This is a genomic window from Pseudocolwellia agarivorans, assembly GCF_002000085.1.
GTDB classification, from domain to species: Bacteria; Pseudomonadota; Gammaproteobacteria; order Enterobacterales; family Alteromonadaceae; genus Pseudocolwellia; species Pseudocolwellia agarivorans.
In genome coordinates, this window is the sequence record NZ_MUZU01000001.1 from 341,672 (window position 1) to 354,243 (window position 12,572).

Annotated in this window: 16 protein-coding genes; 5 read left to right on the plus strand and 11 right to left on the minus strand. The window is 33.0% G+C overall.

Going from position 1 to position 12,572, the window contains the following annotated elements; translation table 11 throughout:
- Window positions 1–32 precede the first annotated feature (32 nt).
- From msrQ to B0X80_RS01445, 6 genes are all read right to left on the minus strand, one after another.
- Window positions 33–632: a protein-methionine-sulfoxide reductase heme-binding subunit MsrQ gene (gene msrQ / locus B0X80_RS01420; protein ID WP_077338052.1), complete on the minus strand. Its 600-nt coding sequence runs from the start codon at window positions 630–632 to the stop codon at window positions 33–35.
- Entirely contained in the window at window positions 632–1,645 is a 1,014-nt protein-coding gene (gene msrP / locus B0X80_RS01425; protein ID WP_077338053.1) for a protein-methionine-sulfoxide reductase catalytic subunit MsrP, read from the minus strand. Before msrP ends, msrQ begins: the two co-directional genes overlap by 1 nt.
- A 132-nt stretch (window positions 1,646–1,777) precedes the next feature.
- Window positions 1,778–2,134: a glutaredoxin family protein gene (locus B0X80_RS01430; protein ID WP_076418645.1), complete on the minus strand. Its 357-nt coding sequence runs from the start codon at window positions 2,132–2,134 to the stop codon at window positions 1,778–1,780.
- 148 nt (window positions 2,135–2,282) lie between these two features.
- Window positions 2,283–2,834 (minus strand): DUF2058 domain-containing protein, encoded by a 552-nt coding sequence (locus tag B0X80_RS01435; protein ID WP_077338054.1) that lies wholly within the window; start codon window positions 2,832–2,834, stop codon window positions 2,283–2,285.
- Window positions 2,835–2,925: 91 nt separating this feature from the next.
- A complete protein-coding gene (locus B0X80_RS01440) occupies window positions 2,926–3,567 on the minus strand; it encodes a nucleotidyltransferase family protein (protein ID WP_077338055.1) in 642 nt (213 codons plus the stop codon).
- Window positions 3,568–3,635: 68 nt separating this feature from the next.
- Window positions 3,636–3,980: a hypothetical protein gene (locus B0X80_RS01445; protein WP_076418805.1), complete on the minus strand. Its 345-nt coding sequence runs from the start codon at window positions 3,978–3,980 to the stop codon at window positions 3,636–3,638.
- A 446-nt stretch (window positions 3,981–4,426) separates the two neighbouring features.
- Between B0X80_RS01445 and B0X80_RS01450 the strand changes: the two genes are divergently transcribed.
- Window positions 4,427–4,813, plus strand: coding sequence for an MAPEG family protein (locus tag B0X80_RS01450; RefSeq protein WP_077338057.1), 387 nt, complete (start codon window positions 4,427–4,429; stop codon window positions 4,811–4,813).
- 261 nt (window positions 4,814–5,074) lie between these two features.
- Window positions 5,075–6,250 carry a prephenate dehydratase gene (pheA, locus tag B0X80_RS01455; RefSeq protein ID WP_077338058.1) on the plus strand — a complete coding sequence of 392 codons (1,176 nt, stop codon included), beginning with the start codon at window positions 5,075–5,077 and terminating at the stop codon, window positions 6,248–6,250.
- 92 nt (window positions 6,251–6,342) lie between these two features.
- Here pheA and B0X80_RS01460 read toward each other — a convergent pair whose 3' ends face one another.
- Window positions 6,343–6,753, minus strand: a complete 411-nt coding sequence (locus B0X80_RS01460; RefSeq protein ID WP_077338059.1) for an Asp23/Gls24 family envelope stress response protein — start codon at window positions 6,751–6,753, stop codon at window positions 6,343–6,345.
- A 283-nt stretch (window positions 6,754–7,036) separates the two neighbouring features.
- On the opposite strand from B0X80_RS01460, the gene B0X80_RS01465 reads away from it, so the two are divergent.
- Window positions 7,037–7,822, plus strand: a complete 786-nt coding sequence (locus B0X80_RS01465) for a peptidylprolyl isomerase (protein ID WP_077338060.1) — start codon at window positions 7,037–7,039, stop codon at window positions 7,820–7,822.
- 77 nt (window positions 7,823–7,899) lie between these two features.
- Here B0X80_RS01465 and nudC read toward each other — a convergent pair whose 3' ends face one another.
- The 4 genes from nudC to hpf form a co-directional block, all read right to left on the minus strand.
- A complete protein-coding gene (gene nudC / locus B0X80_RS01470) occupies window positions 7,900–8,862 on the minus strand; it encodes an NAD(+) diphosphatase (protein WP_077338061.1) in 963 nt (320 codons plus the stop codon).
- Entirely contained in the window at window positions 8,855–9,196 is a 342-nt protein-coding gene (locus B0X80_RS01475; RefSeq protein WP_077338062.1) for a winged helix-turn-helix transcriptional regulator, read from the minus strand. The genes nudC and B0X80_RS01475 overlap by 8 nt, the downstream gene beginning before the upstream one ends.
- Window positions 9,197–9,336: 140 nt before the next feature.
- Complete coding sequence (arfB, locus tag B0X80_RS01480; RefSeq protein WP_076418654.1) at window positions 9,337–9,747, minus strand: alternative ribosome rescue aminoacyl-tRNA hydrolase ArfB; 411 nt, start codon at window positions 9,745–9,747, stop codon at window positions 9,337–9,339.
- A gap of 87 nt (window positions 9,748–9,834) precedes the next feature.
- A complete protein-coding gene (gene hpf, locus B0X80_RS01485) occupies window positions 9,835–10,194 on the minus strand; it encodes a ribosome hibernation-promoting factor, HPF/YfiA family (protein ID WP_076418655.1) in 360 nt (119 codons plus the stop codon).
- A 645-nt stretch (window positions 10,195–10,839) separates the two neighbouring features.
- On the opposite strand from hpf, the gene B0X80_RS01490 reads away from it, so the two are divergent.
- A complete protein-coding gene (locus B0X80_RS01490; RefSeq protein WP_175623852.1) occupies window positions 10,840–11,169 on the plus strand; it encodes a DUF3718 domain-containing protein in 330 nt (109 codons plus the stop codon).
- Between the two features lie 222 nt (window positions 11,170–11,391).
- Window positions 11,392–12,492: a 1-acyl-sn-glycerol-3-phosphate acyltransferase gene (locus tag B0X80_RS01495; RefSeq protein ID WP_077338064.1), complete on the plus strand. Its 1,101-nt coding sequence runs from the start codon at window positions 11,392–11,394 to the stop codon at window positions 12,490–12,492.
- Window positions 12,493–12,572 lie beyond the last annotated feature (80 nt).

The window sequence follows — 12,572 nt, forward strand, 5'->3', positions numbered from 1 at the left end:
ATTCGGCGGATAACCCAAATTCCAAAAAAGGCTTACAACCACCGACGAAATTTGTCGCGACGTAAGTAAAGTAAAAAAATAAGCACGGCAATATACATTAATGGGCTGCTTAGCTCAGACTTAACCGACCAATAAAAATGAGTCACGATAAGTATCCCTGCTAAATAAGTTAAGTTATGCAGTTTTTGCCACCCCTTCCCCATTTTTCTCCGTATATTATTTATTGAGGTAATAGCTAGCGCACTTAAAATCAGTAAAGCAACCATTCCTATCGTGATGTAAGGCCGATCAAATATCTCATCAATAAATAAATTAAAATCGAATTGTACTTCAAAAAATAAAAAGTTTAATACGTGTAATACTGCATAAAAAAAGGCATATAAACCAACCACTCTACGTAAGTTAATCAGTTTTCCTTGTTTTAAAAATTTAGCTAATGGAGAGATTGTTAACGACAATAAGAATAAGTTAAGTGCTCCAATTCCAGTGAAGTGGATCACCTCTTTAACGGGATCTGCGCCTAACTCATCTATAAACGCCAGCCAATACAAGTTAATCAAAGGTAATAACGAAAAAACATGCACAAAGGTTTTAAGTAACCAAATAGGCGGAAAATATTTTTTAACCTGCATTAATAGTTTTTCCGTAAATCCATATTTTTATACATATCAGCAACTTCTTCGCCGTAGCCATTAAAAGGTAAAGTATCGATTCTGTTTCGAGAAAATAACCCTCCAGATGTTATCTTACGTTCACTCGCTTGGCTCCAACGTGGGTGATCAACAGCAGGGTTTACATTCGCGTAAAAACCATACTCGCTAGGGGCTAATATATTCCATGTTGTAGGTGGCATTTTTTCTACTAATCTAATACCTACAATCGATTTAATACTTTTGAACCCATATTTCCAAGGCACAACTAATCTTATAGGTGCGCCATTTTGAGCAGGTAGTGTTTTTCCATATAAACCTACGCTCATTAGCGTAAGAGGATTCATCGCTTCATCCATGCGTAAACCTTCAACATAAGGATAATCGATACCACCACCAACTCTTCGACTTCTTTGTCCTGGCATTTGCTCAGGATCATGTAAGGTTTCAAAGGCTACATACTTTGCTTTTGAGGTTGGATCGGCTTGTTTAATTATTTTAGATAACGAAAAACCTAACCAAGGAATAACCATTGACCATGTTTCAACGCAACGTAATCTATAAATACGTTCTTCAATGGTATATTTATTAAATAGGTCATCGTAATCTAAAGTAAACGGTTTATTCACTTCACCTGATATTTTTAGCGTCCACGGATTAACTTTAAATGCTTGAGCGTTGTTTATAGGATCTGATTTTTTAGTACCAAATTCATAAAAATTGTTATGGCTAATCACTTTAGTTTCTGGCGTAAGTACTTCACCTTTCATGGTATTTTTAGCGGGTGAATACTTTATCGCTTTTGTTTTAAAGGCTTCCGCTTCTTCATCAGAAGAAAACAGATCAAAACCTTTAGCATTAGCCGAACTTGCTAACAAAGTACCGGCCCCTAAAAAGCCCATTTTTTTTAACAAACTTCGTCTATCAGTATAAACATTCTCGTCTGTAACACTATTTTCTGTTAAAGCTGATTTAGCCGGAGTTTTAATAAGCATGCGGTACTCACTCTCTTAAAAGGAACTAGATTCTAAAATTAATAGGTTGTTAAATGATAAGACCGTATTAAGCATGATTCATTTCATACTTAATACAGTAAATAGAATTGAGAGTTAAAACTTACTGGAGAATTAAGCAATTTTTCCTAAATAATTAATAATATCTTTTGACTCATACAACCAAGTAACAGTTTCACCCGGTTTAGCTATTTTTAAACAAGGAACCGTTCTTTTTCCACCTTCGTTCACTAGTTCGTTAAGGTATGTTTCATCTTTAATATTACGAATATCAATTTGTAAACCTTGGCGTTTTATTGCTCTACGTACTTTTACACAAAACGGACACGCAGGTAATTGATATAAACTTAAATGTTGTGTTTGGGCATTAATTTCATTTTGTGCATTTACATCCCGCTTAGGCGAACTAGGCGAGAAAATAAAATTTAAACCTAAAATAATGCGACCTAAAATCCATCTGATAATAAACATATTAACTCTTTTTATTTTATTTAATTAAAATTAACGTAGCTAAAGTTAGCGTAGTTAAGGTTAGTTCAACTAAAGGACCGAACATAAAGTAAATTACATTCAATACACTGATAATTTCTCACACCATTCAAGGTATGAGGTTATATCATTACCACATTAAATCGTCTGGAATTTGGAATTCAGCGTATGGATCATCTTCGACTACATCATTAGTTTCAACTTTATCATTTTGAACCAAAATAATAGAGCTATCTAATGTTGCGATTTTTTCTGCTGTTTCTGAAGTAACAACGTAGGTTGTATCATCTAAACCACAAATAGCTAAGCGCCCATTAACAAGCGCTTTATGAGTAATAACATCGACCAATAATTTTTTAACTTTATTATTAAAAGTATAGTTATACTCAGTTTCCCCCTCTATTCGGGTTAATTTATGATGCTGTAAGATTTGAAGGATTCTTAAATGTGTTTCTTTTTGAGCAAGCTGCTTATTTTTTTCAGCATTAAGTTCAGCATCTTTTTTCGCTTTCTCTTCTTTGCTTTTTGCTAAATCTTGTTTTACTTTTTCTTGTAAGCTCAGATCGTGTTTAACGCCACTTCTTTTTTGCTTATTTTTTTTGCGCTGGTCGCTATTAGCTTGACGTGCTTTTTGTTTGGTAGTTAAGCCTGCTTTTAACAATTGATCTTGTAACGACGCCATAAACTATTTGTCCTAATTGGGGTCACGAATAAAAATGCTATTTTAGCAGTTTTGCTGATTTATTAAAGAAACAAAACTAAAGATAGTAGAATTATTCAGGGTAAACATCTCTCAGTTTTGATAAATCGTTTGTCGTATCTAAATCGATAAAGGCCTCAGGTAAATTAACTTTTATGACTTGATCTATCTGTTTCATCATTAATGCTTTAGCACCTTTTTCTCCTGATAAAAGAGATAATTCAGAAAAATATTTTTTTGGAAAAATAGTGGGGGGACCTATTCGCTTTTCTGACGGACGATAAAACTGAGTTTTATGATTAGCTTGCATATTGTTATTACGGGAGCAAGATGAGGTAACGATATTACATTTATTATCTAATGAGGTATCAATAAGTGGTATGAGTAATGATTTATTTATTTGCCATTGATCAACTAAAACAATCATTACGTGTTCAATTGCTTCAGGTAAACATTTTATAGCCACACTAATAGAAGATGACATGCCTTGTTGCCAAAGAGGGTTAGCAACAACCTTTACCGGCAGTGATATTAATAAAGGTTTTAATAAGTCCGCCTCGTAACCTAAAACACAATACACATGTTTCGTTATTGACAAAGCAACTCTACACTGCCTAGCTAATAAACTTTCGCCGTTTATTTCAACTAACTGTTTTGGGTGACCTAATCGTGAAGACTTTCCTGCGGCTAAAATTATTACAGCAAAATTATCCATTAAAGCACCCAAAAAAGTAAGTAGCTACAATCACATCAAAAGGTGATTATTGTTAAAATAACCTTTTGTTAAGTCACTAACCTCATAGGGACATCAGTATTAGTTGTTTTGTTATCTAGAGTTTCAACTTTTACGTCTTTCGTTACCGACTCACCATTATGGTATCTATGATATGAAAAACCTTCTAACCCCATTTTTTTACAAAATTTATGAAAAGTTAAAAAATCTTCTTTACTAAACTCTTGTTCGTCTTTAGTTAATAAACCATCTACATACATTGTATCGCCATTTAAATTACAATTGGCAATAGCTGAATAAGGCTTACCATATTCATCTACACGTAATGCTCTAACTGTTTTAACTTCAAATACCCATTCACCTACTTGTATGTAGCGAGCGCTTTCTTGTGACATTTTATGTACCATTAATTGAGCCAATCTGACTTTACTGCCGATGACTTAAAAATTTATCTATATATCAACCATGATAAATAGTCATATAAAGTGGTAGCTATTGAATTATGAAGTGTTAACTTCTTCAATTACACATACTTGTGAATTAGATTTATATTTTTAATCGCCACTAAACAATTGATATATTTAATGAGTAATAAATATAAACTTATACTGCTTAACACTAATCAATTAAAACCAATGCTAAATAACCTAAACGATAACCAACTCTTCACATTATCTTAACAAATAACACGACTAATACAAACGCCTATATTTAAGAATTCATTAAAGATTAATTGATTGTTTTTTATATCATGGAAATAGACATAAAAAGAATAATAAAACCTACATACATTTTTAGTGTAAAGTCGATATATTGAATATTTATAAAACAAGGAGTTAGAATGACTTTACTTATTTGGACTTTATTTATTGCCGTATTATTGCCTTTTATAGCTAAAATTCCTGTAGTGGTAGCAATGCAGCGCTTAGGAAAATATGATAACAATCACCCTAGAAGCCAACAAGAAAAGTTAAGCGGGCTAGGCGCTAGAGCATTAGCTGCTCACCAAAATGCGTTTGAATCATTAATTATATTCTGCCCTGCAATCCTCATAGCTGTTGCAACCAATCATACCGGAGAACTTATTCAACAAGCCGCAATCACTTATCTTATTGCTAGAGTGATATATAACCTATTATATTTACTCAATTTCAGTACCTTGCGTTCGTTTGTTTGGGCAATTAGTTTATTTTGTCCTGTGTACATTATTTGGTTATGTATTCCCTAATAAACACAAGTTATAGATCTTATTAAATTCATCTAAATAAACGGTTGAATAAATTACCTTACATAGCTACGATATGAGGATGAACCTTATTCAATCTTTTTATTTTTTACGATTTATACTTTTTCCTTTCTTTATTTAAAGACGAGGGGATTTTTGTTTGGTAAAAAAACAATAATAGCCTCCTAGTTGGAGGTTTTTTTATATGTAAAATAAAAATATTGGTGTTAACGATTTCTCATTTGATTTTATAGGAAAAATGCGGTGAACGAAGATCTAGATCTTGACAAAATTCGTGAAAAAATTACTAAGCTCGACCAACAGTTACTAGAGCTTTTTGCCCAAAGACGTTCTCTTACATTGAATGTAGCTAAAAGCAAAGCACACCAAATAAGACCAGTACGTGATCAACAACGCGAACAAGCACTACTTATTAGGCTAATAACAGAAGGTAAAAAACTCGGTTTAGATGCTCATTATGTTACTAGTGTTTTCCATACTATTATTGAAGATTCCGTATTAAATCAACAAGCTTATTTACAAACCCTCGCTAACCCTAACATTCAGGTTCCTACGGTAAGCGTTGCCTTTTTAGGTGATAAAGGTTCATACAGCTATTTAGCTAGCCATCGATATTTTTCTCGCCGAGCTGAAAAAATAATTGAATCAGGTTGTCAAAGCTTTGCTGAAATAATGCAACGTGTTGAGTCAGGTCAAGTAGACTACGGCATGTTACCTATTGAAAACACCAGTTCAGGAAGCATTAACCAAGTATACGATGTATTACAGCACACCAACCTTTCTATTGTAGGTGAAATTACTCAGCCGATAGAGCACTGCTTACTTACTGCTGTAAACACCAAGCTTAGCGATATCAAAACAATTTACGCACACGGCCAACCTTTTGCTCAATGTAGTAATTTTTTAGATAAGCAAAAAAACATTCGTATTGAGTATTGCGAAAGTACAGCAGAAGCTATGGCTAAAGCTTATGAATTACAAGACAAAACAGTTGCAGTTATTGGTAGTGAAGAAGGTGGACATTTATACAAACTGCATGCGTTAGAAAAGTCTATAGCTAATCAAGCAGAGAATCACAGTAGATTTATTCTTGTTGCACGTAAACCTGTCGATGTAGCTGAACAAATTCCAGCTAAAACCGCTATTGTTTTAGCCACCAGCCAAAAACCAGGTGCCTTAGTTGAATGCTTAATTGTATTAAAAGAAAAGGGTATTAACATGTGTAAATTAGAATCTCGTCCTATTCAAGGTAGACCTTGGGAAGAGATGTTCTATTTAGATGTAGAAGCTAATTTAAAGAACTTAGCTTTACAAGAAGCTATTGCTGAAATAACTCAGCACACTAACTTTATTAAAGTACTAGGTTGCTACCCTATTGAGCACATTAGCCCAACAAGCGTACCAAGTAGCTCACTTTAAACAATATATACCCGTAACCCTTTAAAATGCAGGTTGCCTCTTGAGTAAGTATTATTTAGGACGGGTCAATCTTTTTAATTAAAGCCACTTTTTTAAGTGGCTTTTTTATTATTTGCTCGGTTAATATTTAAAAACCTAAATATAACAGCAGTAAACACTAATACAGTTAACGCTGGAACGGCTGCTGAAAGCATAGGCGCTAACATTAATTTTGATGTAAATAGAGTTAATAAAACAAAAGCAATACTTGGAAGTATTAACCAAAAAGGATGTTCACTAGCACATACACTAAAAATTCCATTCATGATAAAAACAATAACAAGTGTCATAATTACAGTAGCCAAAGCCGTTACCATTAAAGAATAATAATCAATCACGAAATCCGGATATTGATGAAAAAATGTTAAAACCGTAGCATTTTTACCAACACTGATTAACCAAACAAAAGATGTTGCAATTAAACAGCCAAAAATAAACGACCAAAGCTTTTTATTAACCTTCATAACGTTACTATCTCTATTATTTTTATTATTCATTAAATTTATATATTAAGACTATTTTTTAATCAAGATATTTATAAATGAAGAAACACCTCTAAACATTAAAACAATTAAGAGTAGTTACAAAAAATCACATTATTATATTTATATTTAATATCAAAAAGTTAAGCTATTATTTTGTTTATTACTAATAAACAGTACAGATTGCCTGTTGTTGTTTTAATACATAAACTTTACTATCCAACTCAATATATAAAAAAACAATTCCAATAATTATGAGGTACTTATGATAAATAAGTTAAAACGCAATTATTTTGCATCTATTTTTAGTCTTACCGCCGTATTTTCATGCTTTACAAGTTATGCAACTATTGTTGAATTTCAGACATCGCAAGGAAATATTCAAGTTAACTTATTTGATGAAGACACGCCAAAAACAGTAGAAAACTTTTTAGCTTACGTGGAAGATGGTGCATATACCGACAGTATTATTCATAGAAGTGTGTCTAACTTTATATTTCAAGGTGGCGGCTATACTTTTAACGGTGCCGAGTTGGAAACTATTCCTGGAAAAACTCCAGTCATTAACGAGCCTGTTTTTTCTAATGTAAAAGGCACAATTGCTATGGCAAAGCTGGGTGGAAACCCTAACAGTGCAACAACTGAATGGTTTTTTAATGTCAATAACAACAGCGCTAATCTAGATGTTCAAAATGGTGGCTTTACAGCTTTTGGTCAAGTTATTGCTGGTGACATTGCTGTAATGGAAGCAATAGCTGGCATTCAAAAATGTAATGCTGGTGGTGCCTTTTCTGAAATACCTTTAACTGACTTTGATTGTAATGGCAATATAACAGCAGGAGCTGAAAATTTTATTACCGTATATCAAATTGTTATTGTTGATTCATCTTCAGCAACGGCTCAAAACTTAACTCCGGTAAAAAACACCCTAATTAATCAACCTGAACCTACAACGCCTTCAGATGATAGCAGTGGCGGTTCTATGTTTTGGGGATTAATCGCCTTATTGAGTACATTAGTATTTAGAACTAAATTAACTAGATCCCATTAATATGACGACTTAAATGATTAAGGTTGGAGTTATTTAACATGTATACTTCCAACCTTCTCTTTTCAATAAATTTCTGTCTAATTATTTTCTACCCATGCATTAATTAAAAAGCGAGAGATAGACTCTTTTCGAGGTAATTTGTAATTATTCCCCTCATCTCCCCACTCATCAAAGGTACGTATTTCATCAGCAGTAAACCACTTTGCGTCACGAATTTCTTCGTCGTCTATATTAATTAACGACTCATCGGTTGTTGCATAAAATCCAAGCATTAAACTACTAGGAAAAGGCCACGGCTGCGAAGTGATATATTTGACAGTAGAAACGTTAACGCCAGCTTCTTCTTTCACTTCACGTATTACTGCTTGTTCTATAGTTTCCGCTGGGTCAACAAAGCCAGCGAGTGTTGAAACTACTTTATCAGGTATTCTATGATGTTCTGCTAACAAACACTGCGCAGGTCCATTCTTAGGTTTATATTCAACTAACATTATCACTACAGGATCGGTTCTTGGGAAGACTTCTTTACCACACTCGTTATTTATACAAATCAATGAATGTCCTGCATTTTTTGGTTTGGTTGAACTCCCACAAAATCCACAAAAGTGATGAGATCTATGCCAATGAGTTAGCCAATGAGCATATCCCAAAATCGAAGCTTGTTTACTTGTTACAAAAGCGAGTGAAGCTCTTAAGTCAATTAATTCAATCGTTTTATTACAAATGCGAGATAAGTTATCCTCCTCCATATAAGAAATATCAATAACAAAAATGGGTGATGTATTGTCCATACCTAAAAATATACAAGAACGCTCTTTATCATGCCGACCTAAAATCTCAGAAAGTACATTAGACTTATAGCCACTATTAAATACAAATAAGGTTGTTTTATTGAATAAAAACTGCCCTCTCCAAGTAGGAATTATTTGGCACTCTTCATTCGCTAATTGCTCGAGTAGCCATTCATCACTTTTACGTTTAGATGAAGCTCTATCTAAACACATTTCAGTAAATGAAAAATTAGGCGTTAATTTATTCATCCATACCTTCCTTTAACGAATGATTCCAATTAACAGACCAACTTCCTAGGGGTTCAATGAGATTAAAAAGTTCATTTCCTAAATGAGTTAGGCAATAACCATGTAAACTTTTTTCAACAATGGAGGTTTCTTTTAGCTCGCTGATACGTTTATTTAAAAGAGTTGGTGAGATGTTTTCACACCTTTGCTGCAGCTCTCTGAAAGTACATGATGACTTTTGTAAATTCCAAATAATACCAAGCGCCCAAGTTCGGCCCAATAAATCGAATAACGCCATAATAGGCTTGCCTGTTTTAGAGCCTCTTACAGGTTCTCCGGGTAATGGAAATGACATATTGTTTTCTCTAATAAAATAATAAAGAAAACTATATACAACTTAACAGCGCTACACAATATGTAGCACTAATAACATAACCATATTTTGGATAATAACGGATACTTAAGAGTGAGATATTGAAGGGATCAAGCTACACATTAATGCTCAACTTTTTTTCGTAGTGTTTTTACATTACCTCTTTGCTTTTTATGCTCAATACGTTTTCTCTGCGAGCCTTTTGTTGGCTTAGTAGCTCGTCGTGCTCTTTGCACTATAGCTACACTTTTTATAAGCTCTTGAAGACGTTTGAGAGCATCATCACGATTTTTTTCTTGAGTACGGTGAACCTGTGCTTTGATAATAATTACGCCATCTTTTGTGATCCTTTTATCTTTAAGTGCTAGTAGCCTTTCTTTATAAAAATCAGGTAATGAAGAAGCATTAATATCAAATCTAAGATGGATAGCCGAAGATACTTTATTAACGTTTTGCCCACCAGCACCTTGAGCGCGCACAGCATTAAGTTCATATTCATTATCTAAGAGTATTACAGAGTTAGAAATTATCACACGAAACCGGTAATTAATTGACGTAAAAGAGGAAGGAAGTTGTCAGGAGTTCCCCCCTGACGTTAAATTGAGATACTTAAAATAAAACTATGAGTTCAAGTTCATCTCTTGCACAATTTCATGTGCAATAATAGGAGTTGTTGGATTTGGCTTAGTATGTAAGTTTGCTTTTAATTGACCCTTTCTATGGTTCAGTGCTGCATCTAACTTTTTAGTTGCAGCAGCAATAGCAGGATACATAACATCATTTTTAGCTGACGTAGATATTCGGCTACCTTCATAATTAGTAATAATTTCAGTTTGATATTGCCCGTGCTCTTTAGAAAGAATCACATCAAGTGCGATAACTGTAGGAAAGTGGCTAGCAATTTTGGCAAATTTCTCTTCTAAATGTTCTTTGATTGAATCTGTAACTTCAACGTGATGACCAGAAAGATTTATTTTCATAGGTTTTCCTTTTAATTGTTACTCACTAAATAACCTGAGGGCTTACAGGTGAAAAGGCAAGTATTTTTTATGCTTTATTTTTTTTAAAATCATAACCACTTGTTTTAAATTGATTAATATTTTTCATAAACAGTAAGAACTTGTAACTAAAATACTCCTTTTATAACTTTACAGCTTAGTTTTAGTACGACTCATATTGGTTAGGGGCTGTTGACCTTCGGCCTATAAATGTCGTTCAAATTAAACACGATTTAATCTAGGCATTGCGATAGTTGAGAGTCATTCGATGCCAAAAGAACAACAAGCAAATTGCGTTAAATGAATCTATAAGGCAACGCTAATTTTGCATTTTTGCTGCGTTATCGTTTTCTTAAGTAAAATAAGATTATTTTCTTCACCTGAGTGCTTTATATCTCACTCTCTTTATCTATAGCATAGTATTAGTTTTTAGCTACCAATGTTCGTAAAAATAAAAGTAGCCATAAAAACCAAATAATAGTCAAAACAACCAAACCAAAAAGAAAAAAAATAAACCACAAAGTAGTAAAACAAACCAAATAAAATACAACCATATGATTATTAATGTTTTTTACAATTTGGCATTTTGATTGCTCTAACAATAAAACCAACAACAAGGAGAAAAAAATGAAAACACTAACTAAAAAACTAACTGTTTCTATACTTTTTTTATTTACAACAACCTCTATTTTTGCGGCCTCATTTGAAGCAGCTAATAATTCAAGTACAACACAAATATGTATTGCTGCAGTAAAAGGCAGTAAGGCCCAATTACATGTAAAAATTAAAGAGTCTGGACTAAGTAAGGTGTTCGTTGCTAACAATGTAAAATGTAATAACCAAGATATTATTAGCTTTGTAGCACAAAATGGAAAAGCTCCAAAAGTCATTAATAAAGTATTAAGCAGATATCAAAAAAACAACAATCACCCTCAAACTAGCCTTGCTAAACTTTAATTTTCCCCCTCTTCTTTAACCTCAATATTTATCTTTTAGGTTCACTTTTGGGGTTAAAGAAAAAATACCTACCAATACACAATAAAATCATTAACGAAGCTAATATTTACGATATAATGTGGCTATATATGTTGAACTTCTGTTATACGATTCGTTCATACAATTTAAGAAAATAATTCATTATCAAATTATTTTTATTTATACGCTACTTTGGATCCTTAGATGTTTGATGATATACGACCTTATCGAAATGATGAGGTAACTGCTGTAATACAAAAGTTAATTAATGAGCCAGCATTGCAAGCTTCAATTGCCGGTATAAAACTACCGCTAACCTATAAAATTTTCCCGTCGTTAGCCAAACTTATTGTTAAAGTTTATTTTAAAAGTCGTTTAAGAAAATTTAAATGTATAGATGATATTCAAAAAGAAGTTGCTAAGTATCTTTATCACTTAATTGATACGAGTTGCTCGCACTTTTCATATAATGGCATCAGTAAAATAGATCCAAATAAACCGTCATTATTTATTAGTAATCATCGCGATATTGTTATGGATGTTGCTTTAGTTAATTTAGCTTTGTATCAAAGTGGAATAACTACGGTAGAAGCTGCTGTTGGCGATAATTTATTAAACCAACCTTGGGTGTCTGACCTAATGCGTTTAAATAAAAGCTTTATTGTGAAGCGCAGTGAAAAAACTAAACGAGCCATGCTAACAGCATCAAAACAGCTTTCGAGTTACATTCACTACACGTTATCTGAAAATCAGCAAAATATTTGGATAGCTCAACGTGAAGGCAGAGCTAAAGATGGTATTGATAAAACCAATTCTGCACTTATTTCTATGCTACTGTTAAATAAAGGTAAAGAAACGAGTATCAGCGACTATTTAACGCAGTTAAATATTATTCCTGTAGCGATTTCTTACGAATTTGATCCGTGCGATCAAGATAAAGCAAAAGAGTTAGCAGCAAAAGAAGCAACCGGTGAATATCAAAAATCAGAAAATGAAGATTTTGATAGCATAACCCGAGGTTTGGTAGGTAAAAAAGGACATGTACATATTGAGTTTTGCGATCCTATCCTAGGTGATTTTGAAGATAGCAAAGCCATAGCTCAAGCCATTGATGAAAAAATCATTGCTAATTATAAACTTTACGACAGTAATCAAAAAGCTTATGAGCTACTGAAAAATACAGAAATTGAGCCAAGTGACAACCCTCTTTACAATAGGCTTCAACAATTGACTAACGAACAGAAAAAATGGTTGTTAACTATGTATGCTAATCCTGTGTTAGCTAAAGAAACCTTAAATACCTAACAACTCTGCATTTATCAATTATCATATAATCTTAATAACGCATTTGTTTTCGGTTGCTAAAAACAAATGCGTTTAACTCT